The sequence below is a fragment of the Pseudomonas sp. GM79 genome, from assembly GCF_000282495.1.
GTDB lineage: Bacteria > Pseudomonadota > Gammaproteobacteria > Pseudomonadales > Pseudomonadaceae > Aquipseudomonas.
In genome coordinates this window covers 90444-112169 of record NZ_AKJE01000110.1, presented here as the reverse complement: position 1 = coordinate 112169, position 21726 = coordinate 90444, and the positions used below count along the sequence as shown (strand labels likewise).

Annotated in this window: 25 protein-coding genes; 13 read left to right on the top strand and 12 right to left on the bottom strand. The window is 58.8% G+C overall.

Features of this window, described 5'->3' with window-relative positions; translation table 11 throughout:
• Window positions 1-599: 599 nt before the first annotated feature.
• Complete coding sequence (locus PMI36_RS02895) at window positions 600-1571, top strand: L,D-transpeptidase family protein (RefSeq protein WP_008075710.1); 972 nt, start codon at window positions 600-602, stop codon at window positions 1569-1571.
• A 123-nt stretch (window positions 1572-1694) separates the two neighbouring features.
• Here PMI36_RS02895 and oprI read toward each other — a convergent pair whose 3' ends face one another.
• Window positions 1695-1946, bottom strand: coding sequence for an outer membrane lipoprotei OprI (gene oprI, locus PMI36_RS02900; RefSeq protein WP_003172710.1), 252 nt, complete (start codon window positions 1944-1946; stop codon window positions 1695-1697).
• A gap of 629 nt (window positions 1947-2575) precedes the next feature.
• On the opposite strand from oprI, the gene PMI36_RS02905 reads away from it, so the two are divergent.
• Window positions 2576-2857, top strand: coding sequence for a GNAT family N-acetyltransferase (locus PMI36_RS02905; protein WP_007899932.1), 282 nt, complete (start codon window positions 2576-2578; stop codon window positions 2855-2857).
• A 65-nt stretch (window positions 2858-2922) separates the two neighbouring features.
• On the opposite strand, the gene PMI36_RS02910 is transcribed toward PMI36_RS02905, so the two are convergent.
• Window positions 2923-3999: a 3-deoxy-7-phosphoheptulonate synthase gene (locus PMI36_RS02910; protein WP_007899930.1), complete on the bottom strand. Its 1077-nt coding sequence runs from the start codon at window positions 3997-3999 to the stop codon at window positions 2923-2925.
• 143 nt (window positions 4000-4142) lie between these two features.
• Window positions 4143-4571, bottom strand: a complete 429-nt coding sequence (locus PMI36_RS0129960; RefSeq protein WP_032830718.1) for a PilZ domain-containing protein — start codon at window positions 4569-4571, stop codon at window positions 4143-4145.
• Here PMI36_RS0129960 and PMI36_RS02915 point away from each other — a divergent pair.
• The 5 genes from PMI36_RS02915 (at window position 4570) to cysB (ending at window position 8528) form a co-directional block, all read left to right on the top strand.
• Window positions 4570-4956: a thioredoxin family protein gene (locus PMI36_RS02915; RefSeq protein ID WP_008075707.1), complete on the top strand. Its 387-nt coding sequence runs from the start codon at window positions 4570-4572 to the stop codon at window positions 4954-4956. The genes PMI36_RS0129960 and PMI36_RS02915 overlap by 2 nt on opposite strands.
• Window positions 4953-5909: a putative 2-dehydropantoate 2-reductase gene (locus PMI36_RS02920; RefSeq protein WP_008075705.1), complete on the top strand. Its 957-nt coding sequence runs from the start codon at window positions 4953-4955 to the stop codon at window positions 5907-5909. Before PMI36_RS02915 ends, PMI36_RS02920 begins: the two co-directional genes overlap by 4 nt.
• Before the next feature lie 25 nt (window positions 5910-5934).
• The gene (locus PMI36_RS02925) at window positions 5935-6840 is read left to right on the top strand and encodes a 5'-nucleotidase (RefSeq protein ID WP_008075703.1); all 906 of its coding nucleotides are present in this window, start codon (window positions 5935-5937) and stop codon (window positions 6838-6840) included.
• A gap of 96 nt (window positions 6841-6936) precedes the next feature.
• Complete coding sequence (locus PMI36_RS02930) at window positions 6937-7440, top strand: universal stress protein (protein ID WP_008075701.1); 504 nt, start codon at window positions 6937-6939, stop codon at window positions 7438-7440.
• A 113-nt stretch (window positions 7441-7553) separates the two neighbouring features.
• Entirely contained in the window at window positions 7554-8528 is a 975-nt protein-coding gene (gene cysB / locus PMI36_RS02935) for an HTH-type transcriptional regulator CysB (RefSeq protein ID WP_007899921.1), read from the top strand.
• Window positions 8529-8531: 3 nt separating this feature from the next.
• Here the strand turns inward: cysB and PMI36_RS02940 are convergent, their stop codons facing one another.
• Together PMI36_RS02940 and PMI36_RS02945 are read right to left on the bottom strand one after the other, a co-directional pair.
• On the bottom strand, window positions 8532-8999 hold the full coding sequence (locus PMI36_RS02940; protein WP_008075698.1) for a hypothetical protein: 468 nt from the start codon (window positions 8997-8999) through the stop codon (window positions 8532-8534).
• Between the two features lie 14 nt (window positions 9000-9013).
• A complete protein-coding gene (locus tag PMI36_RS02945; RefSeq protein ID WP_008075695.1) occupies window positions 9014-9412 on the bottom strand; it encodes a hypothetical protein in 399 nt (132 codons plus the stop codon).
• A gap of 124 nt (window positions 9413-9536) precedes the next feature.
• On the opposite strand from PMI36_RS02945, the gene earP reads away from it, so the two are divergent.
• Entirely contained in the window at window positions 9537-10694 is a 1158-nt protein-coding gene (gene earP / locus PMI36_RS02950; RefSeq protein WP_008075693.1) for an elongation factor P maturation arginine rhamnosyltransferase EarP, read from the top strand.
• Window positions 10695-10742: 48 nt separating this feature from the next.
• A complete protein-coding gene (locus PMI36_RS02955; protein ID WP_007943632.1) occupies window positions 10743-11312 on the top strand; it encodes an elongation factor P in 570 nt (189 codons plus the stop codon).
• A gap of 176 nt (window positions 11313-11488) precedes the next feature.
• On the opposite strand, the gene PMI36_RS02960 is transcribed toward PMI36_RS02955, so the two are convergent.
• From PMI36_RS02960 to PMI36_RS02975, 4 genes are all read right to left on the bottom strand, one after another.
• Entirely contained in the window at window positions 11489-12505 is a 1017-nt protein-coding gene (locus PMI36_RS02960; protein ID WP_008075690.1) for an alpha/beta hydrolase, read from the bottom strand.
• A gap of 32 nt (window positions 12506-12537) precedes the next feature.
• On the bottom strand, window positions 12538-12957 hold the full coding sequence (locus tag PMI36_RS02965) for an organic hydroperoxide resistance protein (RefSeq protein ID WP_008009416.1): 420 nt from the start codon (window positions 12955-12957) through the stop codon (window positions 12538-12540).
• A gap of 349 nt (window positions 12958-13306) precedes the next feature.
• The gene (locus tag PMI36_RS02970; RefSeq protein WP_007899914.1) at window positions 13307-13768 is read right to left on the bottom strand and encodes a MarR family winged helix-turn-helix transcriptional regulator; all 462 of its coding nucleotides are present in this window, start codon (window positions 13766-13768) and stop codon (window positions 13307-13309) included.
• A 69-nt stretch (window positions 13769-13837) separates the two neighbouring features.
• Window positions 13838-14794 carry a LysR family transcriptional regulator gene (locus PMI36_RS02975; RefSeq protein WP_008075687.1) on the bottom strand — a complete coding sequence of 319 codons (957 nt, stop codon included), beginning with the start codon at window positions 14792-14794 and terminating at the stop codon, window positions 13838-13840.
• 108 nt (window positions 14795-14902) lie between these two features.
• On the opposite strand from PMI36_RS02975, the gene PMI36_RS02980 reads away from it, so the two are divergent.
• Window positions 14903-15652, top strand: coding sequence for a sulfite exporter TauE/SafE family protein (locus PMI36_RS02980; RefSeq protein WP_008075685.1), 750 nt, complete (start codon window positions 14903-14905; stop codon window positions 15650-15652).
• On the opposite strand, the gene PMI36_RS02985 is transcribed toward PMI36_RS02980, so the two are convergent.
• A complete protein-coding gene (locus PMI36_RS02985) occupies window positions 15642-16496 on the bottom strand; it encodes a LysR substrate-binding domain-containing protein (protein WP_007899911.1) in 855 nt (284 codons plus the stop codon). The two genes, PMI36_RS02980 and PMI36_RS02985, sit on opposite strands and share 11 nt — an antisense overlap.
• Before the next feature lie 96 nt (window positions 16497-16592).
• Here PMI36_RS02985 and PMI36_RS02990 point away from each other — a divergent pair, with 96 nt between their 5' ends.
• Window positions 16593-16808 (top strand): DUF1127 domain-containing protein, encoded by a 216-nt coding sequence (locus PMI36_RS02990; protein ID WP_008075682.1) that lies wholly within the window; start codon window positions 16593-16595, stop codon window positions 16806-16808.
• A 64-nt stretch (window positions 16809-16872) separates the two neighbouring features.
• Window positions 16873-18102: a winged helix-turn-helix domain-containing protein gene (locus PMI36_RS02995; protein ID WP_008075680.1), complete on the top strand. Its 1230-nt coding sequence runs from the start codon at window positions 16873-16875 to the stop codon at window positions 18100-18102.
• Window positions 18103-18209: 107 nt separating this feature from the next.
• On the opposite strand, the gene PMI36_RS03000 is transcribed toward PMI36_RS02995, so the two are convergent.
• On the bottom strand, window positions 18210-19556 hold the full coding sequence (locus PMI36_RS03000; protein ID WP_007899909.1) for a class II 3-deoxy-7-phosphoheptulonate synthase: 1347 nt from the start codon (window positions 19554-19556) through the stop codon (window positions 18210-18212).
• Between the two features lie 151 nt (window positions 19557-19707).
• Here PMI36_RS03000 and PMI36_RS03005 point away from each other — a divergent pair, with 151 nt between their 5' ends.
• The gene (locus PMI36_RS03005) at window positions 19708-20463 is read left to right on the top strand and encodes a spermidine synthase (RefSeq protein WP_007899907.1); all 756 of its coding nucleotides are present in this window, start codon (window positions 19708-19710) and stop codon (window positions 20461-20463) included.
• 110 nt (window positions 20464-20573) lie between these two features.
• Here the strand turns inward: PMI36_RS03005 and PMI36_RS03010 are convergent, their stop codons facing one another.
• Complete coding sequence (locus PMI36_RS03010) at window positions 20574-21365, bottom strand: crotonase/enoyl-CoA hydratase family protein (RefSeq protein ID WP_008075677.1); 792 nt, start codon at window positions 21363-21365, stop codon at window positions 20574-20576.
• Between the last annotated feature and the right edge of the window lie 361 nt (window positions 21366-21726).

Below are 21726 nucleotides of genomic sequence, written 5' to 3'. Positions count from 1 at the left end.
CGCCATCGGCCATCCATGGCCGGGGGCGGCTACCGCGGCATCCCTGCCGCGGTGCCCCCTACGCAACGCCTGCGTTCGGCCTCTGGGAAAGGGGCGACAGATCAAGATCAAGAGCCAAAGCAACAGCAAGATCAACAGCTTCGCGAGCAAGCCCGCTCCCACAAAAAATCAGAGCACATCCAAAATCAGAGCCATCCGCTCTTCTTTTCACCACTCTATAGGCCGAGCGTTAGCTCGCCTGCAGCTTTTGATCTTGATGCACCGCCCGCCGCGATCGGCCATGGATGGCCGATCGCGGCGGGCCCACGGAGCAGGACCGGAGCGAGGGCATGCCGAGCCTGGGCGAGGCACCGAACGAAAGGGGCAGAAGCGCTTTGGTTACTTTCGCGCTTTTCGAAAGTGACTCGCTGTAAAAGCGAAACCAATAGAGGCCGTGACCGCAGAAACGGATATGTACACCATCAAGATAGAGACCTATGCCTCCATAACCTCCCCAGGCAAGCTCCTCAACCACAGGTCTTTACGTCTCCCCGAAATAACGGGAGGCGGTGTACAATCCCGTTTTTATACCCTTGTCGATCATGCGAAGGATTTTCCGGATGTTGCCGCGCTTTCCCGCCGTCACCCGCTGCCTGTCTCTTGCCGCCCTCTGTGTCGCGGGTCCGGTAGCAGCATTGGAGCTACCCCTGCCACCTCCCGGTGAAGACATCATCGGCCAGGTGCAAGTGATCAAGGCCAAGTACGAAGACACCTTCGCCGACCTTGGCACCACCTACGATCTGGGCTACTCGGAAATGGTCGCGGCCAACCCTGGGGTCGATCCATGGCTGCCGGGCGCCGGGACCGAAATCGTCTTGCCGACGCGTTTCATCCTGCCGCCGGGTCCTCGTGAAGGCATCGTCATCAACCTGGCTGAATACCGTCTCTACTATTTCCCGAAAGGCCGGGACGTGGTGTACACCTTCCCGCTGGGTATCGGCCGTGAAGGCTGGGGCTCGCCGATTGCCCATACCAGCATCATCGCCAAGACGCCGAACCCGAGCTGGACGCCTCCAGCGTCGATCAAGGCCGAGCACGCCGCTGATGGCGATCCACTGCCGAATGTGGTGCCAGCCGGCCCAGACAACCCGCTGGGGCCGTTCAAGTTCACTCTTGGCACTCCGGGCTACCTGATCCACGGTTCGAACAAGAAATTCGGTATCGGCATGCGCACCAGCCACGGCTGCTTCCGCATGTTCAACAACAACGTGCTGGAAATGGCCAGCATGGTGCCGGTCGGGACGTCGGTGCGGATCATCAACGATCCATACAAGTTCGGCCTCAGCGCCGGCAAGGTTTATCTGGAAGCGCACACGCCGCTGGACGACAAGGGCAACCCTTCGGTAGTCGACAAGCACACCGCAGTGATCAATGCGATGCTCAAGCGTGAGGACATCACCAACAACTTGCGCATGAACTGGGATGTGGTGCGTGACGTGGTTGCCGCTGAAGATGGCCTGCCGGTGGAAATCGCCGTGCCGAATGCGTCGGCGTCGATGGTAACGAGTGCGCCGATCGACCTGCAGCAGTAACGCTTTAAAGGAACCCGCCGACGCAGGCCGCGTCGGCGGGTTTTTTATGGCCTGCAGAAACAGCGGGCAATAAAAAAGCCGACCCAAAAAATGGGTCGGCTTGATAACAATCCCGAAGGACTATTACTTGCGGCTAGCTTTTTCCAGCATGCGCAGAGCACGCTCGTTAGCTTCGTCAGCAGTCTGTTGTGCTTTTTGAGCAGCAGCCAGAGCTTCATCAGCTTTACGGTAAGCTTCGTCTGCACGAGCCTGGGAGCGAGCTGCTGCGTCTTCAGTAGCAGTCAGACGTGCTTCGGTTTCTTTCGATACGCTGCTGCAACCGGTAGCCAGAACTGCGGCCAGAGCCAGAGCAGAGAATTTCAGAACGTTGTTCATCGTGTTCCCCTTCAAGGACTTTCTATTAAGTAGCTGTCTCCTCAGAGTGAGGAAATAGCCGGCGTACATACTACCCATTACTTGTAGTAAGTAAACTGACGTATAGCAAGAAGCAAAAAAAATTGTAGGCGTTGATTCTTTTTCGAGCAACTTTTAACTGCATTGTATAAAAAATATCCAGCTGCGAGGCCCGAGCTGAGCGAGCCGCCAAAGAAAAGTTCCCCACCTCGGCAGCTGTTTTTCAGTCTCGACTAAAGTCTGTCTAGATGGAATCGTCCAGACTTTTGTTCGGATTTTGCGCAGCGGCTCTCATATCTTTATCCATGTTGAGGTGACTTAAACAAAGGGCGCTCGTCTTAAGTCGCAATATCCGGCAATGTTCAGGCTCGACTCGGGAAGATTCCGGTCAGGCCGCCCCTGCATTACCCAAGCAACATCCGCCTGCCAGCATGACGAGCGTCCCTTGAGCATTTCTGCCAATGGTGCCTACTATTTGATACGTGCTCGGTTGCGCGAGATTGGTGTTGCTCTCTCGGTGTCCATTCAGGCACAGGGTGGCGTAGATGTTCCTTCGCCGGAAAAACATCGGTAAGGTAGGGGTCAGAATTAAAGACCCGCGAGGAGTAGTGATGAGCGAGGCGTTGTCCATCCACCATGACCAGGCTGGTCATCAGTTCGAGACCACTGTGGACGGTTATCGTGCCTACCTGACCTATATGGATCTGGGGAAACAGACCCTGGATATTTATCGTACCTTTGTGCCTAACGCGCTGCGTGGTCGCGGCATCGCGGCGGCGTTGACCGAGCAGGCACTGCAATACGCCGAGGAAATGGGCTACACAGTCATTCCATCGTGTTCCTATGTGGAGCGCTACATGGAGCGTCACGCGCGGCATGCCGCCAAGCTGTGAATAAAGCGAACGCATAAAAAAACGCCAGGTTTAAGCCTGGCGTTTTTTTTTGCGTGAAACGGTGATCAGCTGCGATCGCGTTTAGGCAACACATCCTTGAGCTTGGCGTGCATGCTGCGCAAGGTGTTTTCGGTGGCGGTCCAGTCGATGCAGGCATCGGTGATCGACACGCCGTATTGCAGGTCGGCGAGGTCTTTCGGGATCGCCTGGCAGCCCCAGTTCAGGTGACTTTCGACCATCAGGCCGATGATCGACTGGTTGCCTTCGAGGATCTGGTTGGCGACGTTCTCCATCACCAGCGGTTGCAGGGCCGGGTCCTTGTTGGAGTTGGCGTGGCTGCAATCGACCATGATGTTCGGCTTGATCTTCGCCTTGTTCAGCGCTTGCTCGCAGAGCGCGACGCTGACCGAATCGTAGTTCGGTTTGCCATTACCGCCGCGCAACACCACGTGACCGTAGGCGTTGCCCTTGGTGGTGACGATCGACACGCCACCTTCCTGGTTGATGCCCAGGAAGCGGTGCGGGCTGGAGACCGATTGCAAGGCGTTGATGGCCACTGTGAGGCCGCCATCGGTGCCGTTCTTGAAGCCGACAGCCGAGGACAGGCCGGAAGCCATTTCACGGTGAGTCTGGGATTCGGTGGTGCGTGCACCGATCGCCGACCAGCTGATCAGGTCCTGCAAGTATTGCGGGGAGATCGGGTCGAGGGCTTCGGTTGCGGTCGGCAGGCCCATTTCAGCCAGGTCCAGCAGCAACTGACGCCCGATATGCAAGCCATCCTGAATCTTGAACGAGTCGTCCAGGTACGGGTCGTTGATCAGGCCTTTCCAGCCGACGGTGGTGCGTGGCTTCTCGAAATACACGCGCATGACCAGATACAAGGTATCGGACACTTCCGCCGCGAGCGCTTTCAGACGCTCGGCGTATTCGTGGGCAGCCTTGATGTCATGGATCGAGCACGGCCCGATCACGACGAACAGGCGGTGGTCGGTGCCATCAAGAATGTTGCGAATGACTTCGCGGCCCTTGGTGACGGTGCGCAGGGCAGCGTCGCTCAGAGGGATATCACGCTTGAGCTGATCGGGAGTGATCAGGGTCTCGTTGGAGGCGACGTTAAGGTCGTTGATCGGTAAATCAGCCATCGTTTACTCGTCAGGTCACGGGTGCCGGCCGCCAGCGAACCCGCGCGGCGGAGCACAGCAAATTAAGCGCGTCGGGGAGCCGAACCTTAGCGCGTTACACCGTGGCTCGACAATGGGCAGACACCGGTTTAATCCAGCATTACCTATGCAAATGCCTTGCGAACCGTGTCGTGGGAGAACTCGTTGGCGTGCAGCTGGACCCATTCGAGGGCCAGGGTCTGGTTGTTCACCTGTTCGCTTTTGGGTTCGTGCTGACGGCAGTAACGTTCGATCTGGCAAACCTGCTCACCCATTCGCGCGCTGAACAGGGTCTGTTCGTCGACAAAAGCGATACCCACCAGGTAGCTGCGTTTTCGTCGCAGGCACCACGCTACATAGCCCAGGTAACAGATTGTGGTGCTCAGGGTCGGCATGCGCACTTGAAGTGCAGTGCCCCTTCGCCACCCGCGGTGGTAATTGCAAGCCACGCCGCCGAGGCTGATAGTGTGCAGCTGTTGCCGCGAAATGCACTCATGTTTGAGCAACGTCAATTCGACGGGTACATCGTCAGGATGAGGAAGATAACGTCCCATGAACACGGACTCCCTGTGTCGGCCATCTGACATCGTTTCTCCCAGTATAGTGGTCGAATCGGAACTGACCGATTTCGACGCCGACCAACGGCTGTTGGCGATGAACGGTATTTCCCTGGTGATCTTTACCAGCGTCGGCTGCGCGAGCTGCCGTTTTGCCCGTGAGCAATTGCCCACGTTCGATCTGGCGGTCGATCGACTGTGCTGGATCGATGCCGGGAACAATGGTGGCGTGGTCGAGCGTTATCGGGTCTTTCATTTGCCGGCGCTGTTTGTAGTGCGCGACGGTGAATTCTTTGGGGCACTACAGTCGCGTTTGATCAGCGCCGAGCTCAATGCAGCCGTGGGGCTGGCGTTGAGTCGAATAGCAGAGGAATTACCATGATAGGGGCAGATGCCAAGCCGACAATCGGTATTATCGGAACCGGCGCGATCGGCGGTTTCTACGGGTTGATGCTGGCGCGTGCCGGCTTCGATGTGCATTTTCTGTTGCGCAGTGAATTTTCAGCGGTGGCCGAACACGGGCTGCAACTCGACAGTGCGATGCACGGCACGTTGACGTTGAATCCGGTTCAGGCCTATTCGACGGCCGAAGATATGCCGCCCTGCGACTGGTTGCTGGTGGGCACGAAAACCACCAGTAACGCGGACTTGGCGCCGACAATCATTCAAGCTGCCGCTCCGAATGCCAAAGTGCTGTTGTTGCAAAATGGCCTGGACGTCGAAGACAGCCTGCGCGACTTGCTCCCCGATTCGCTGCACTTGCTTGGTGGGCTCTGTTTTATCTGCGTCCATCGCGAGGGACCTGGCGTCATCACCCATCAGGCTCTCGGCGCGGTGAATGTCGGCTACCACAGCGGCCCGGCAGTCGATGAGCAGGCGCGGATGGCGATTGTCGAGGAAGGCGCCGGGCTGTTCCGCGCCGCCGGAATCGATTCCCAGGCCATGCCGAACCTGCATCAGGCGCGTTGGCAAAAACTGGTCTGGAATATCCCCTACAACGGCCTGTCGGTTCTGCTTGGGGCAAGCACCACGCCGTTGATGGCCGATACCGACTGCCGGGAGCTGATCAAGGCGCTGATGACCGAAGTGGTTCAGGGGGCAACGGCCTGCGGTCACGAAATGCCGGCCGGATATGCCGACCATCTGTTCATGATGACTGAGAAAATGCCCGACTATTGGCCAAGCATGTACCACGACTTCCTGCACAAGCGACCGCTGGAACTGGATGCCATCTACACTCGGCCACTGGCAGCGGCGAAAGCGGCGGGATGTGAGTTGCCGCGAATTGAAGCCTTGTATCGCAGCTTGAGTTTTATCGACCGACGTAATCACTGAGTCGGCCAAAAGGAGAGGGAAGGGCATGGCCAATGGCATAGACGACAAACTGGTGTTGGCGATTTCTTCGCGAGCACTGTTCGACTTGAGCGAGAGCCACAAGGTTTATCTGTCGAGCGGCGTCGAGGCCTATCGGCAATACCAGATCGAACACGAAGACGAAATTCTCGAGCCCGGCGATGCGTTCCCGTTAGTCGAAAAACTCCTGAACCTGAACGCCAGTCTCGGCCGTGCCCGGGTCGAGGTAATCCTGGTGTCGCGCAACAGCGCCGACACCGGCCTGCGGGTTTTCAATTCTATTCATCATTATGGCTTGGCGATTTCGCGTGCGGCATTTGTCGGCGGGCGCAGTCCTTACCCATACCTGAAGGCCTTTGGCTGCGACCTGTTTCTTTCGACCCATTCCGACGATGTGCGCAGTGCGCTGGATGCCGGTTTCGCGGCAGCGACTATTCTGTCGGGCGGTGCCAGTCGCGCCGCCAGCGATGAATTGCGCATTGCATTCGACGGTGACGCGGTACTGTTTTCCGATGAGTCGGAGCGGGTCTATCAATCGGGAGGCCTTGCAGCGTTTCAGGCCAGCGAGCGTGAGGCCGCCCGCGAGCCTTTGCGCGGCGGGCCGTTCAAAGGATTCCTCGCGGCGCTCAACCTTTTGCAGCGCGAGTTCCCCGACGATGCCTGTCCGATCCGCACCGCGCTGGTGACGGCGCGCTCGGCGCCGGCCCATGAACGGGTGATCCGCACCTTGCGCGAATGGGACATCCGTCTGGACGAGTCGCTGTTCCTGGGAGGGCTGACCAAATCAGCCTTTCTCGAAGCCTTTGCCGCCGACGTATTTTTCGATGACCAGGCCGGCCATTGCGAGCTGGCCCGCGAAGTGGTCGCCACCGGTCACGTGCCGCATGGCATCAGTAACGAGCCGTCGATTTAAAGCGCTGCGGTTCAATGCGTTGCGCCGAACGCCGCACTCGTCACCGCACTGCTAAGCTGAATCAATCTCCGCCATGTTGGCATTCAGGAGGTCCCAATGATTCATTCGATGCTGTATGCCACCGACCTCGGTCTGTATGCACCTTTTGTGATGCAGCATGCGTTGGCACTGGCTCGAACATTCAATGCCGACTTGTATGTGGTGCACGCGGTTGAGCCGATGGGGTTGTTCGCCGAATCGGTGCTTCAGAGTTACCTCGATGAGCAGGCCTTGAACGAGTTTCACAGCCAGGGCCTGAATACGGTGATTGCCAATATCGAGCAGCGGGTGCTCGACAGCTTTCGCGAAGAACTGGGGGATGAGGGGGAGCAGGACCTGGAACGGATTCGGGCAGTGCGGGTGCTGCAGGGCGATCCGTCGCAGGTGATTCTCGAGCAGGCGCAGAAACTCTCCGTCGATTTGCTGATCGTAGGAAGTCACAGTCATGGCGCTGGCGCCGAAACGCCATTGGGCCGAACCGCTGCGCGCGTGTTGCAACTGTCCAGGGTGCCGGTCTATCTGGTGCCGCTGATGGAACGTCGTCGCAAAGGGGATCGCTAGGACACGAATAATGGCGTTTTGATAAAAAAGTTCTAGATTTATTAATCAAACCATTAATATAGTTATATATCGTCGCTGATGCCCGTGGCGTCTACCTGCTTTGAGGGATTCATATGAAGCTTCAACAATTGCGCTACATCTGGGAAGTGGCGCACCACGACCTCAACGTTTCAGCTACAGCCCAAAGCCTCTACACCTCGCAACCGGGCATCAGCAAACAGATCCGTCTGCTGGAAGACGAATTGGGGGTCGAGGTTTTCGCCCGCAGCGGCAAGCACTTGACCCGGGTTACCCCGGCTGGCGAGCGCATCATCACCACCGCCGGCGAAATCCTGCGCAAAGTTGAAAGCATCAAGCAGATCGCCCAGGAATTCTCCAACGAGAAAAAAGGCACCCTGTCGATCGCCACCACGCACACCCAGGCGCGTTATGCATTGCCACCGGTGATCAGCAATTTCATCAAGCAATACCCGGATGTTGCCCTGCACATGCACCAGGGTTCGCCGATGCAGATCGCCGAGATGGCCGCTGACGGCACCGTCGATTTCGCCATCGCGACCGAAGCGCTGGAGTTGTTCGGCGACCTGGTGATGATGCCGTGCTACCGCTGGAACCGCTGCGTGGTCGTGCCTCAAGGCCACCCGCTGACCAAGCTGTCGAAGCTGACCCTTGAAGCCCTGGCCGAATACCCGATCGTGACGTACGTGTTCGGTTTTACCGGCCGTTCGAAACTCGACGAAGCCTTCAGCCATCGTGGTCTGACACCCAAAGTGGTGTTCACCGCCGCCGACGCCGACGTGATCAAGACTTATGTTCGTCTGGGCCTGGGCGTGGGCATCGTGGCGAAAATGGCGGTCGACACCAAACTCGATAGCGACCTGGTGGTGCTCGATGCCAGCGAGTTGTTCGAATCCAGCATTACCAAAATCGGTTTCCGTCGCGGCACCTTCTTGCGTGGTTTCATGTGCGACTTCATCGAGAAATTCGCGCCGCACCTGACCCGCGAAGTCATGGCCAAGGCCATTCAGTGCCACAACAAACAGGAACTGGAAGAGCTGTTCGACGGCGTCGAACTGCCGGTGCATTAATCGCTAAATCACCTCGGTGACAGAAAACTGTTGCCGAGCGCCCGCCACCAGAATCTCCACTTCATCCCCTTCGAACTTGCCCAGCGGCGAGCGAGGGGTAATGACGGTAATCAATTGCCCCACCAGATCGATCTTCAGCCCGGCCGCGTCGGGGGCCAGGAACAGCCATTGTTCGCGACCCTTTTCGTCTTCCAGACCGAGCAGGGCACCGACTTCGATGCCGCGCTGATCGTCATAAGGCCGTAATGTCAGGTTCTGGCAAAGGGTCAATGACTGCCTGATTTCTTCCACTCGTCTGGCCTGTCCGGCCGCCAGATAAGACGCCTCCAGCCCCAGCGTGTCGTACTTGTTTTCGGCTATGTTTTCTTCGTGGGTCGCGGTTTCGTAAGCGGTTTGCGCGGCACGTTCAGCGATGTCGAGATCGATCCGCAGCTTGTCGATAATCAGTTGGTGGACGGTCGGCTTGTGCATGGAGAGCTTCTTGATCAGTCGCAGAATTGCAGGACGTTGGCGCGGCTTTTTTCGCTCGGCGCCGTTTGATTTTGCTGCAGCCAGAATTGGCATTTTGGATTGGACAGATTGTGTTTACTGCTTCTGGCCTGTTCCACCATTTGCTGCTGTTCATTCCTGCGCAGATGGTCCTCGTACTGTTCGAACATCGGGTTCTGCGAGGCGGGTTGCTCAATCACCGGTGGCTTTGCCAGTTGCTCCACCGCCTGGGCCAAGGGCGCCAATTGCTCGTTGAACAACAAGCGCCAGGCGAGCCAGCAAGTCAGTGCGATCGCGATGAATCCCAGCCACAAACCGAGGGCAATACTGCCGGTCAGTTGCAGCGCATTAAACTGGATCGGCAAGGGACGGCGCGGGTTGGGACGGTAGGGCATTACTGCCTCCTGGCGGGTGGTCGCGGGCAAGTGGCGATTGTCGCATGAAGATTAATCGCCGTCGGCTCTTCTGCACGGGGTAATTTATGCGGACAATCGGCGCCTTTGCCAACGGGAGCCTGGAATGCCTGAAATGCCTCAAGTGAAAAACCGCTGGCGCTGGGATATTTTTTGCACCGTGGTCGACAACTTTGGCGACATCGGTGTGACCTGGCGCCTGGCCCGACAACTGGTGGCCGAACATGCCGTGACGGTGCGCTTGTGGGTCGACGATTTGCGAGCCTTCGAGCGTTTGTGTCCGGACATCGACATCAACGCTGCGCAGCAGTGGCAGCAGGGCGTGGAGGTGCGACAGTGGTCGGCCAACTGGCAGCCCACCGAAGCCGCTGATGTCGTCATCGCCGCATTCGCCTGCCAGTTGCCGAGTGCCTATATGGAGGCCATGGCGGAACGGGAAAAACCGCCGCTGTGGATGAACCTCGATTACCTGAGTGCCGAAGACTGGGTTGTCGGCTGTCACGGCTTGCCGTCGGTGAAGTACAAGAACGTGCAGAAGTTCTTTTTCTTCCCGGGCTTTCGCAAGGGCACTGGTGGCTTGTTGCGTGAAAGCGGATTGCTGGAGCGGCGTCGGCAGTTTCAGCAAAGTCCGCAAGCTCAGCAAGAATTCCTGCAAGGCTTGGGAATTGATCGTGCGCCGAATGCACAACTGATCTCGCTGTTTGCCTACGAAAATACCGGGCTAGCCAGTTGGCTCGACGCGATGGCTGGCGACTCGACGCCGACGCATTTGCTGGTGCCCGAAGGGCGGATTCTCGGCGACGTCGAACGCTGGCTCGGGGTGGATGGGCTGAAGGCCGGTGCGGTGCATGTGCGCGGTGCCTTGACCGTGCAAGTGTTGCCGTTCGTCCGGCAGGATCAGTATGACCTGCTGCTGTGGAGCTGCGATTTCAACGCCGTGCGCGGTGAAGACTCCTTTGTCCGCGCCCAATGGGCAGGTCGGCCGCTGCTCTGGCACATCTATCGGCAGGACGAAGACATCCACCTGGATAAGCTCGACGCTTTCCTGACCCTGTACACCCAAGGCCTGTCCGGGCCTGCCCGCGAGGCGATCAGCGGTCTATGGCGGGCATGGAATGCAGGTGAGACAATGACCGATCACTGGAAATCAACCCGCAAACACTGGCCTGAACTGGAAAAACATGCCGAGACATGGTGTCTGGAACAAGCCTTGCAGGCAGATCTTGCCGCAGCGCTGGTACAGTTTTACCTAAATTGGATATGATACGCGGCCTAGATTTTTGTAAATCCCATCCAAATTCGGATATTCGCAATGAAAACTGGTAAAGAACTGAAACCCGGTACCGTGATCCGTCTCGAAAACGATCCTTGGCTGGTTCAGAAAGCTGAATTCACCAAGTCGGGTCGTAACAGCGCGATCATGAAGACCAAGCTGAAAAACCTGCTGACCGGTTACAAGACCGAGATCGTTTACAGCGCCGATGACAAGCTGGACGACGTAATCCTCGACCGCAAAGAAGCGACTCTGTCCTTCATCAGCGGCGACACCTACACGTTCATGGACACCACTGACTACACCATGTACGAGCTGAACGCAGAAGACATCGAAGCCGTTCTGCCTTTCGTTGAAGAAGGCATGACCGATGTTTGCGAAGCGATCTTCTTCGAAGAGCGTCTGGTTTCCGTAGAACTGCCGACCACTATCGTGCGTCAGGTTGACTACACCGAAGGTTCCGCTCGCGGTGACACTTCCGGCAAGGTGATGAAGCCTGCCAAACTGAAGAACGGTACCGAGCTGTCGGTTGCTGACTTCATCGAAATCGGCGACATGATCGAGATCGATACCCGCGAAGGCGGTTCTTACAAAGGCCGTGCCAAATAAGCACCGCTTGAGTAATGAAAAAGCCCGACCATTGTGTCGGGCTTTTTTTTGACTGCAAGAAACACGCGAATCCATTGTGGGAGCGGGCTTGCTCGCGAAGGCGGCTTCACATTCAACAGAAATATTGACTGATCTACCGCTTTCGCGAGCAAGCCGGCTCCCACATTTGTCCTGCGTTATTTCTTCAAATGCTGCTTGAGCTCTTCAGACGCCTGCAACATCGCCGAACGCACCGCAGGCACCTGGCTCACTACGTTGAGCAAACCGTAGTCATGGATCATGCCGTTGTAGCGCACTGCCGTGACCGGCACCCCCGCCTCGTCGAGTTTGCGGGCGTAGGCTTCACCCTCATCGCGCAGGACATCGGCGCTCGCCGTCTGCACCAGCGCGGGTGGCAAGCCCTTGAGTTGCGCGGTACTCGCCCGCAGCGGTGACGCGTATATCTCGTTCCGTTGCTTGGCATCGGTGGTGTAGTTGTCCCAGAACCACTTCATCATGTTTTTGGTGAGGAAGTGCCCCTCGGCGAACTGGTTGTAAGACGCCGTTTCGAAGCTGGCGTCAGTCACCGGCCACAACAACACCTGATACCTGATCGCCGGCGTGCCTTTGTCTTTGGCCATCAGCGCAACCACGGCTGCCATGTTGCCACCGACGCTGTTGCCGGCCACGGCCAGACGTTTGCCGTCGACGTTGATCTCTTTACCGTGCTCGGCCACCCACTTTGTCGCGGCGTAGGCCTGGTTGATTGCCACGGGGTAATGCGCTTCCGGCGACGGGGTGTAATTGACGAACACCGCCGCTGCGCCCGAACCCGTTACCAAATCCCGAACCAGTCGTTCGTGGGTCGGGAAGTCCCCCAGCACCCAACCACCACCGTGGAAGAACATGAACACCGGCAGCTCGCCTTTGACCCCGGCTGGCCGAACGATGGTCAGGCTGATCGGTTGGCCGTCGACCTGGATGGTCTTCTCGCTGACGTCGGCTTTGGGCAGCGTCAGTTTTACCCCGGCCTGCGCACCCACCAATACCGCGCGGGCTTCGGCAGGGGTGAGCTGTTCCATCGGTTTGCCGGTGCCGGCATTCAGTACATCGAGGAACGCCTGGGTGTTGTGTTCAACCCCATTGCCTGCGAATGCACTGTTGATGGACAGGGCGAGAAGAGTACCGGTCAAGACTTTGCTGAAAGTGTTCATGTTCATTTCCTGTCAGGCCTTGGAGTCAGCGATTAGACGGTAACGTGCAGGCGCACATCGACGTTGCCACGGGTGGCGTTGGAGTACGGGCAGACCTGGTGTGCAGCTTCTACCAGGCTTTGTGCGTCGGCTTGTTCAAGGCCCGGCAGGCTGATGTGCAGGTCGATGTCCAGACCGAAACCGCCAGGGATCTGGCCGATGCCGACATGGGCGGTGATCGATGCGTCGTCCGGGATTTTGCGTTTGGTCTGGCTGGCGACGAATTTCAGCGCGCCGATAAAGCAGGCGGAGTAGCCGGCAGCGAACAGTTGTTCAGGGTTGGTTGCCGCACCACCAGCACCACCGAGTTCTTTCGGGGTAGCGAGTTTGACATCGAGGACGTTGTCGCTGGAGATCGCACGACCGTCACGGCCGCCAGTGGAGGTTGCGATTGCGGTGTAGAGAGTTTGCATGGTGTGAGCCTCGTTCGGGTTTTGGTGTTTTTGCGCTAAATGTTTGCGCGCTAAGTAAGTGCGAGGTGAATGTAGCTCGCAAGTATTTAGCGCGCAAGATAAAATTTTGAAAAAATTTGATTCCGAATGAAAGCATGCGGTTAAAAGTATTGAGCTAGAGCTGTCGGGACGGAATTTTTGGTGGGGAGTTTTTTTCGAGAGAGGCGGGCGAAGCTGGAAAGGACACCACAAAACCAATGTGGGAGCGGGCTTGCTCGCGAAAGCGGACTGTCAGGCAACACTGATGCTGAATGACAAACCGCCTTCGCGAGCAAGCCCGCTCCCACAAGGGATTGGTGGTGTTTTGAGGTCAGAGGCTGTCTTGCAGATGACTACGCAGCGCTTGAAGATCCGCTTGCAGCTTTTTCAACTGTTCCAGCGTTTGTCCGCTGGCGCCGAGGATGCACTGGGGAATGCCCCGCGCCTTGTCTCGCAGCGCACGGCCTTGCTCGGTCAGTTCGACAATCACTACTCGCTCGTCTTCACGGCTGCGGGTACGGCTCAGCAGGCCTTCGGCTTCCAGGCGCTTGAGCAGCGGGGTGAGGGAACCGGGATCGGTCAGCAGTCGGGTGCTGATTTCGCCGACCGTCAACCCATCCTTTTCCCACAACACCATCATCGCCAGGTACTGCGGATAGGTCAGGCCCAGCGCTTGCAGCAGCGGCTTGTAGACTTTGGTCATCAGCAGCGAGGTGGAATGCAGGGCGAAGCAGACCTGATTATCCAGCAGCAGGTCGTCGCAGTTATCCGGGTTGTTGCGCTCGGTGTTCATTTCAAAGCCTTGATCAGTGATCGTCATAAATCTAGCGGGCGAATCTTTAATGCGCCAGATAATTCTGGACTAGTGGCGGTCCAGATTGGTTTGCAGCGCCAGATCCCACGGCGGGATGGGACTGAAACGGGTTTTCAGGTATTCCAGCAACAAGCGGCTGCGCGAGCTGGGTTGCTGTTCCAGGCGCAACGCATAAATGCCGGTGCTTTCCGGTTTTGGCAGACCGTTCTCGCAGAACAGCGGCAGCAGTTCGCCGCGTAATAAATATTCGCTGGCCAGCCAGGTCGGCAAGTGCGCGATGCCCAACCCGGCCAGTGCACCGCACACCAGCGCCTCGGCATTGTTGGCGCTCATGCGGATTCGCGCTGGCCGGTGCAAGTGCATCTGCCCATCTCGCTCGAAGCGCCAGGCGAAGGGCGGAGCCAGGCCCTCCCAATCGAGGCCATCATGGTCGATCAACTGCGCAGGGGCGGTGGGCACGCCACGGCGTTGCAGGTAATCGGGGCTGGCGCAGGCGATACGCACCATACTCGCCAGCGGCGTCGCCACCAGTCGGGTATCGGCCATCTGCCCGGCACGTAATACCAGATCGACCTTGCCCAGATTCGAGCCCTGCATGTCGACAAAGCTGTCGATCAGGTGCAATTGCACGTCGAGGCCAGGGTAAAGCGTCAGGAAGTCGGCAATTACCGGCGCGAGGTGTCGTCGTCCGAACGCTGCCGGCGCATCCACCCGGATCAAGCCTTCCGGCGCACTGCTAAGAGACACCGCTTCCGCCCGGGCCAGGCGCAGTTCAGCGACAATCCGCCGCGCACGCTCGGCAAAAGCCAGGCCGGCCGGGGTAGCGCGCACCGCATGGGTGCTGCGAATGAACAACTGGCTGCCAACGGCGCTTTCGAGGCTGTCGATGCGTCGCGCCACGGCCGAAGGCGTCAAGGGATGGCGTCGGGACGCAGCGGAAAAACTGCCGCTTTCCAGCACATCGAGAAACAGGCCAAGTTGTTCGGTCAACTGATTGGGGTTCATGGTTTGTTTGCGCTTGTGCGAAATTGGCACAGCCATTGTGCGTTGCTGTGCGTTTCCCCGCCAGAGCCGACTGCGTAGGATGAACAGCCTGACAAAAGGAAATCGCCTGTGATTGAGTTCTTGTTATATCTGGTTTTTGGCGCGGCCCTGGGAACCCTCGGCGGCCTGTTCGGCATTGGTGGCGGGTTGGTCGCGATCCCGCTGCTGGGCGTGTGGTTCGGTCTCGATCAGCAGATTGCCCAAGGCACGGCGCTGGTGATGGTGGTGCCGAACGTGATGCTGGCGCTGTGGCGCTATCACCAGCGCAATCGCATCGAATTGCAGCATGCGCTGCCACTGGCCTTGATGGGGTTCTGCTTTGCCTGGATCGGTTCGATCTGGGCGGTGGGTATCGATGCGCAATCCATGCGCTTGGGTTTCGTCGCTTTCCTGATCGCGCTGTCGGCCTACAACCTGATGCGAATGTTCACCACGAACGCACCGGCCTCTTCGCAGATGCGCTATTCCTGGCCGTGGCTGGGTGTGCTCGGCGCGGCTACCGGGACGATGGGCGGACTATTTGGAGTGGGCGGGGCGGTGGTGGCAACGCCGGTGTTGACCAGCCTGTTCGGTACCACTCAAGTGGTTGCCCAGGGGTTGGCGCTGGCGCTGGCGTTGCCGAGTACGGGCGTCACCCTGGCGACTTATGCGGTGCACGATCAGGTGCATTGGGCGATCGGTGTGCCGTTGGCGGTCGGTGGATTGATGAGCATCAGTTGGGGCGTGAGAATTGCCCACGCATTGCCGGAGCGGCTCCTGCGCGGGCTGTTCTGTGGTTTTCTGGTGGTCTGTGCGGTGATGCTCGCGTTTAAAGTTTGAAACCTTCGACGATGTGTTCGGCCAGGCATTCGGTGATCGGCGAAGGGTTGTTCAGGTTGCGGATCAGCATGATGCTGGCCTCCGGCAACAGCGGCAGGTCTTCGTTGGCGCCAAGGATGCGCATGTCCGGTGTGATCAGGCTTTCCAGCTGCGCGGTGATCGCCAGACCCGCGCTGACCACGGCCATCAACGCCGACAGGCTGGAGCTGTTGTAGGCAATGCGGTAGTCGCGGCCCATGGCATCCAGGGCATTGCATGCCCAGAGGCGGCAGAAGCAATCACTGTTGAACATCGCCAGCGGCAACGGTGTTTGCTCATGGGCGCTGAAGCATTGGGCTTCGGCCCAGACAAAACGCTCCTTGCGCAACAATTGGCCGATTTCGTTACCCGGCTCGCGGGTGACGATGGACAGGTCCAGGTCCTGGCGCTGCAACAGTTGCCGGGTCGATTCGCAATGAACCTCGATCTGGATCAGCGGGTAGAACTGCGCAAAGCGCGACAGGATGCCCGGCAGAAAGCGCATGACGTAATCGTCGGGTGTGCCGATGCGCACCGTGCCGACCATGTGCGGCTCGCGCAAGGTATTGAAGACTTCGCTGTGGAGTTTGAGGATGCGCCGCGCATAGCCCAGCAATACCTGGCCTTCGGCGGTCAGCTTGACCTGGCGCCCGTCGCGTTCGAACAGCTGGCGCTGCAACACGTCTTCTTCCAGGCGTTTCATCTGCATGCTCACCGCCGACTGGGTACGGTTGACCATTTCACCGGCGCGGGTAAAACCGCCCTGATCGGCAATCGCGACGAAGGTGCGCAGTACATCGGTGTCGATACTGGGGTAGGCGGACATTCATCAATCTCCGAGATGTATGCCATCAGAAACATTCGTTGGATTGATCTTATCGCTGGCGCGAGACTTGGGCCATCCCTAAAGGAGGGCAATACGATGAAAGGTCACAACGAGCATGTAACGGAACAAAAATTCTCAATCCACGCGGTATCCGATCTGCTGCACAAGTTTAGTCGCTGGTACGAACTTCACCGTGAACGTGAAATGTTGGCGGGCTTGAGCGACGAAGCACTGAAGGATATCGGCGTGAGCCGTGCGGATGTGGAGCATGAGACGGTAAGACCGTTCTGGGATGACCCGATGCATAAATGATGATGCCATCGCTACACAAACCACTTGCGGGTGAGGTAGGTTGCGAGCAGACAAGGAGATGCTCATGCCCGCCACACTGTCTTTTTCCCTCAAACAGGCTCGGCGTCTGGCGCTGGCTGCCCAAGGGTTCAACGGGCGTCAGCCGCCGGCGGCGATCAAACCGGTTCAGCTCAACCGGCTGATCGAACGCCTGGGCATTCTGCAGATCGATTCGGTCAATGCGTTGGTGCGTTCGCACTACCTTCCCTTGTTTTCCCGTCTTGGCAATTACTCCTCCGACTTGCTCGATCAGGCTGCCTGGAGTCAGGGCCGTCGACGCACGTTGTTCGAGTACTGGGGCCATGAAGCGTCTTTGTTGCCCTTGTCGATGTACCCCTTGATGCGCTGGCGCATGCAGCGTGCAACCCGCGGCGAAGACATCTATCAGCAACTGGCGCGTTTCGGTCGTGAGCAGCAAGACACGATTCGCCGCGTGTTGGCGTCGGTTCAGGAACTCGGTGCGCTGGGTGCGGGCAGTTTGTCGACCCGTCAGGAGCGGGCAGGGCCGTGGTGGGACTGGAGCGCGGAAAAGCATGCACTGGAATGGCTGTTCGCCGCCGGCGAAGTGACCGTGGCTGGCCGGCGTGGGTTCGAACGGCTTTATGATTTGCCGGAGCGGGTGATTCCTTCGGCGATACTTCAACAGCCCTTGCTCAGCGAGGCCGAGGCTCAGCGCGGTCTGTTGCTGCATGCCGCCAATGCGTTGGGCGTGGCGACGGAAAAGGACCTGCGGGATTATTTTCGCCTGAGCCCGGCAGACAGCCGGCCGCGTCTGGTGGAGCTGGTAGAGGCGGGTGATCTGCTGGTGTGTGAGGTTGAAGGTTGGCGGCAACCGGCCTATTGCCTGGCAAAGCCGAAAGTGCCGCGCAAGGTCGAGGCGAGTGCGCTGCTTTCACCGTTCGATTCGCTGATCTGGGAACGCAGCCGTACCGAGCGATTGTTCGATTTCCGTTATCGGTTGGAGATTTATACGCCGCAGCACAAGCGCGTCTATGGGTATTACGTATTGCCGTTTTTGCACAATGAGCGGGTTGCTGCGCGGGTCGACTTACGGGCCGAACGGGCGTTGGGCCGGTTGGCGGTGCATGCCGTGCATGAGGAAGAGCCGGGGCTGGATGAGGCGGGGATGTTGGCGTTGGCGGTCAATCTGCGGCGGATGGCGGATTGGTTGGGGCTGGCGCAGATTCAACTGAATTGCCCGCGGGCGAGTGCGGCGCGGTTGCGGGTGGCATTGGCACAGATTGAGGGTGATTGAGCTGACGCCTTCGCGAGCAAGCCCGCTCCCACATTTAGAATGCGGTCAACTGTGGGAGCGGGCTTGCTCGCGAAGGCGGTGTATCAGGCAATCAAAGAATTATTGACTCACCGCCGAACCTGCTTCAACGTCTCGGCAATCAAAAACGCCAATTCCAGCGATTGATCGGCATTCATCCGCGGGTCGCAGTGGGTGTGGTAACGATCCGACAACCCATCCTCGGTAATCGGTCGCGCGCCGCCAATGCATTCGGTGACGTTCTGCCCGGTCATTTCGATGTGAATGCCGCCGGCATAACTGCCTTCCGCTTCGTGAACCTGGAAGAACTGTTTCACCTCGCCAAGGATCTGCGCGAAGTCGCGGGTCTTGTAGCCGCTGCTGGCCTTGATGGTGTTGCCGTGCATCGGGTCGGAACTCCAAAGCACCTGCTTGCCCTCGCGCTGCACCGCGCGAATCAGCTGCGGCAGGTGATCGCCGACTTTGTTCGCGCCCATCCGCGCAATCAGGTTCAGGCGACCCGGATCGTTGTCCGGGTTAAGCACATCGATCAGGCGAATCAGGTCTTCGGGGTTCATGCTCGGGCCGACCTTCACGCCGATCGGGTTGTGCACCCCGCGCAGGAATTCGACATGCGCGCCGTCCAGTTGACGGGTACGGTCGCCGATCCACAGCATATGTGCCGAGCAATCGTAGTAGTCGTTGGTCAGGCTGTCGCGACGCACGAAGGCTTCTTCGTAGTTCAGCAGCAGCGCTTCGTGGGCGGTGAAGAAACTGGTTTCGCGCAGTTGCGGCGAGCTGTCCATGCCGCAGGCGCGCATGAAGGCCAGGGTTTCATCGATGCGGTCGGCCAGATGGCTGTATTTCTCGGCCAGCGCCGAGTTGGCAATGAAGTCCAGGTTCCACTTGTGCACTTGATGCAGGTCGGCAAAGCCGCCTTGGGCAAAGGCACGCAGCAGGTTCAGGGTTGCGGTGGACTGGTGGTAAGACTGCAGCAGGCGATCAGGGTCCGGTACACGGCTTTTTTCGTCGAAACCGATGCCGTTGACGATATCGCCACGGTAAGCCGGCAGCGTCACGCCGTTGATGGTTTCATCGTTGGCCGAACGGGGTTTGGCGAACTGGCCGGCCATGCGTCCGACCTTGACCACCGGGCAACCGGCGGCGAAGGTCATGACGATCGCCATTTGCAGCAACACTTTAAACGTGTCACGAATTTTCGCGGCGGAGAATTCGGCGAAACTTTCGGCGCAGTCGCCGCCCTGCAACAGAAACGCCCGGCCCTGGGTCACTTCGGCAAACTGACGACGCAACTCCCGGGCTTCACCGGCAAACACCAGCGGCGGATAGCTCGCCAGGGTTTGCTCGACGTGCAGCAAATGCGCCGCGTCGGGGTATTGAGGTTGTTGCTGGATCGGCAGGGCGCGCCAGCTGTCAGGGCTCCAGGGTTGGCTCATTGCAGTCTCTAGTGTTTTACGCTCGGACGGTTATGTTATCAGCAATTAGTGCGTGACCTGTTCCCGTCGCTTCGCGGACAATCGCGCCTTTGCCGCGCCACCCACGCGGTCTTATTACGTTGCCGGATCCCGGTGACGATCAGGAGACGAAATGACTGAGGAGCGCGTCGAGCATCTGCTCGCCGAGGTACAGGATGAGTTCGGCGTGATTCGCGTGCTGGAAGTGGCCGATTACCGTTTCCTGGAGTTCGGTGATGCCATCGAACAGAGTTGTGTGTTCACCGCTGACCCGAGCTGGCTCGAGTACGATTACACCCGGGCGATGCTGATTGGCGCGCTGTGCCACGAACTGCCGGAAAGCGCGCTGTTCCTCGGGCTCGGCGCCGGCACGCTGACCCAGGCTTGCCTCAAGTTCCTGCCGCTGGAAGACGTCGAAGCCATCGAGCTGCGCCCCGATGTGCCGCGCCTGGCCATCGAATACCTCGGGCTGGATGACGATCCGCGGCTGTACATCCGCGTCGGCGATGCCCTGGAGCTACTCGAAACGGCTGAACCGGCTGATCTGATTTTCGTCGACCTCTATACCGATGTCGGGCCGGGTGTCGGGCATCTTGCCTGGAGTTTTCTGGAGGACTGCCAGAAACGGCTGAATCCGGGTGGCTGGCTGGTGATCAACCAGTGGGCCACCGACGATGGCAAGCCGTTGGGCGCGGCGTTGTTGCGCGGCCTCTATCACCGGCATTACTGGGAACTGCCGGTGAAGGAGGGCAACGTGATTCTGATCGTGCCATCGGAGCTGGATCAGGAACTGGATTTGGATGGGCTGATCGCTCGCGCTGAAGGCCTGGCGCCGCGATTGGGGTATTCGTTGCAGTCGTTGATCAAGGCGATTCGGCCGGCGACTTGAATGGTTGCCTGTAAGGGCCCCTTCGCGAGCAAGCCCGCTCCCACATTGGATCGCGTTCTAATGTGGGAGCGGGCTTGCTCGCGAAGAGGGCCTCGCAGCCAATACATCCCTCAAACCCCTTTGAAAACCCCCGGCCGCTTCTCGATCATCGACCGCACACCCTCCTTGGCATCCTCGCTATTCAGCAGTTTTTTCACCTGCGCCGGCAAGGCCTGAGCTGCCGCCATTTCACCCTCATAGCGCGCCTGCCGGGCAGACATCAGCGTCGCCTGAACCCCCAGCGGGGCCTGTCGGGCAATCCGCTCAGCCAACTCGATAGCCCGCGGCAACAAATCCTCGCTGGCCATGACCTCCTGCACCAATCCCAGATGCAAGGCGTCATGAGCATCGAACTCATCGCCAGTAAGCAGCCAGCGCATGGCGTTGCCCCAGCCGGCGACCTGATGCAGGCGCAAGGTCGCGCCGCCAAACGGGAAGATTCCGCGCTGCACTTCCTTCTGGGCAAAACGGGTATTGCTGGCGCACAGGTTGATGTCGGCGGCCAGCATCAGCTCGATGCCAACGGTCAGGCAGTAGCCTTGCGCAGCGACAATCACCGGTTTGCTGACCCGAGGGCCTGCGAGCACGCCCCATGGGTCGCAGCCACCGGGCGGCGCCTGCCAGCCTTCGGCCAGGGCGGCGCCGGCGCTGACCAGATCGAGCCCTGCAGTGAAATGCTCACCATGACCGAACACCACCGCCACCCGAGACTCGCTGTCGGCCTCGAACTCACCATAGGCCAGGCTGAGTTCGTTGAGCAGGTCGAGGTCGAAGGCATTGCGTTTGGCCACCCGATCCAGGCCGATCATCAGGACATGACCGTGTCGTTCACGGGTTACACGACTGGGACTGGGCTGATTCATGGGACATTTCCTCGGGTGGGGAAGGGGGTGTCAGACCGAAGGGGCTGCGTCGCTAGAGTGAACCGTTTTAGCGCCATCGTCAGCAGGGCCGGGCCTTTGCAAAATAGACCGTCGCACAATTATCCGAAAAGCCCGTGACACAACGGTATGCGCCGGTTTTTTCCGATAAAAAAAGCTCCCTTTTTGGGCGAATTCCGGTATAGTGCGCGCCGGCCTTTAACCGGGCCGCGTTTAGGTAGCGCAATTCCCCGAAGCCAGCTTCGGCTGCACGTCCGCACAGCGGACTCTTCCTTGACGAATCTTTTTCATTCATTCGTTTTCGCAAATCCCCGCCGACAAAGCAGCCAGGGCGACTCTTGAG

What these genes read in the sequence shown, in the direction of transcription:
- PMI36_RS02995 (WP_008075680.1), top strand. Translation starts at nt 16,873, where the DNA reads ATGCCCGCCACACTGTCTTTTTCCCTCAAACAGGCTCGGCGTCTGGCG.
- PMI36_RS02920 (WP_008075705.1), top strand. Translation starts at nt 4,953, where the DNA reads ATGATAGGGGCAGATGCCAAGCCGACAATCGGTATTATCGGAACCGGC.
- PMI36_RS02940 (WP_008075698.1), bottom strand. Translation starts at nt 8,999, where the DNA reads ATGCACAAGCCGACCGTCCACCAACTGATTATCGACAAGCTGCGGATC.
- PMI36_RS03005 (WP_007899907.1), top strand. Translation starts at nt 19,708, where the DNA reads ATGACTGAGGAGCGCGTCGAGCATCTGCTCGCCGAGGTACAGGATGAG.
- PMI36_RS02925 (WP_008075703.1), top strand. Translation starts at nt 5,935, where the DNA reads ATGGCCAATGGCATAGACGACAAACTGGTGTTGGCGATTTCTTCGCGA.
- PMI36_RS02960 (WP_008075690.1), bottom strand. Translation starts at nt 12,505, where the DNA reads ATGAACACTTTCAGCAAAGTCTTGACCGGTACTCTTCTCGCCCTGTCC.
- PMI36_RS02905 (WP_007899932.1), top strand. Translation starts at nt 2,576, where the DNA reads ATGAGCGAGGCGTTGTCCATCCACCATGACCAGGCTGGTCATCAGTTC.
- PMI36_RS02910 (WP_007899930.1), bottom strand. Translation starts at nt 3,999, where the DNA reads ATGGCTGATTTACCGATCAACGACCTTAACGTCGCCTCCAACGAGACC.
- PMI36_RS02945 (WP_008075695.1), bottom strand. Translation starts at nt 9,412, where the DNA reads ATGCCCTACCGTCCCAACCCGCGCCGTCCCTTGCCGATCCAGTTTAAT.
- PMI36_RS02985 (WP_007899911.1), bottom strand. Translation starts at nt 16,496, where the DNA reads ATGTCCGCCTACCCCAGTATCGACACCGATGTACTGCGCACCTTCGTC.
- oprI (WP_003172710.1), bottom strand. Translation starts at nt 1,946, where the DNA reads ATGAACAACGTTCTGAAATTCTCTGCTCTGGCTCTGGCCGCAGTTCTG.
- PMI36_RS03010 (WP_008075677.1), bottom strand. Translation starts at nt 21,365, where the DNA reads ATGAATCAGCCCAGTCCCAGTCGTGTAACCCGTGAACGACACGGTCAT.
- cysB (WP_007899921.1), top strand. Translation starts at nt 7,554, where the DNA reads ATGAAGCTTCAACAATTGCGCTACATCTGGGAAGTGGCGCACCACGAC.
- earP (WP_008075693.1), top strand. Translation starts at nt 9,537, where the DNA reads ATGCCTGAAATGCCTCAAGTGAAAAACCGCTGGCGCTGGGATATTTTT.
- PMI36_RS03000 (WP_007899909.1), bottom strand. Translation starts at nt 19,556, where the DNA reads ATGAGCCAACCCTGGAGCCCTGACAGCTGGCGCGCCCTGCCGATCCAG.
- PMI36_RS02975 (WP_008075687.1), bottom strand. Translation starts at nt 14,794, where the DNA reads ATGAACCCCAATCAGTTGACCGAACAACTTGGCCTGTTTCTCGATGTG.
- PMI36_RS02955 (WP_007943632.1), top strand. Translation starts at nt 10,743, where the DNA reads ATGAAAACTGGTAAAGAACTGAAACCCGGTACCGTGATCCGTCTCGAA.
- PMI36_RS02990 (WP_008075682.1), top strand. Translation starts at nt 16,593, where the DNA reads ATGAAAGGTCACAACGAGCATGTAACGGAACAAAAATTCTCAATCCAC.
- PMI36_RS02895 (WP_008075710.1), top strand. Translation starts at nt 600, where the DNA reads ATGTTGCCGCGCTTTCCCGCCGTCACCCGCTGCCTGTCTCTTGCCGCC.
- PMI36_RS02965 (WP_008009416.1), bottom strand. Translation starts at nt 12,957, where the DNA reads ATGCAAACTCTCTACACCGCAATCGCAACCTCCACTGGCGGCCGTGAC.
- PMI36_RS02970 (WP_007899914.1), bottom strand. Translation starts at nt 13,768, where the DNA reads ATGAACACCGAGCGCAACAACCCGGATAACTGCGACGACCTGCTGCTG.
- PMI36_RS02915 (WP_008075707.1), top strand. Translation starts at nt 4,570, where the DNA reads ATGAACACGGACTCCCTGTGTCGGCCATCTGACATCGTTTCTCCCAGT.
- PMI36_RS02930 (WP_008075701.1), top strand. Translation starts at nt 6,937, where the DNA reads ATGATTCATTCGATGCTGTATGCCACCGACCTCGGTCTGTATGCACCT.
- PMI36_RS0129960 (WP_032830718.1), bottom strand. Translation starts at nt 4,571, where the DNA reads ATGGGACGTTATCTTCCTCATCCTGACGATGTACCCGTCGAATTGACG.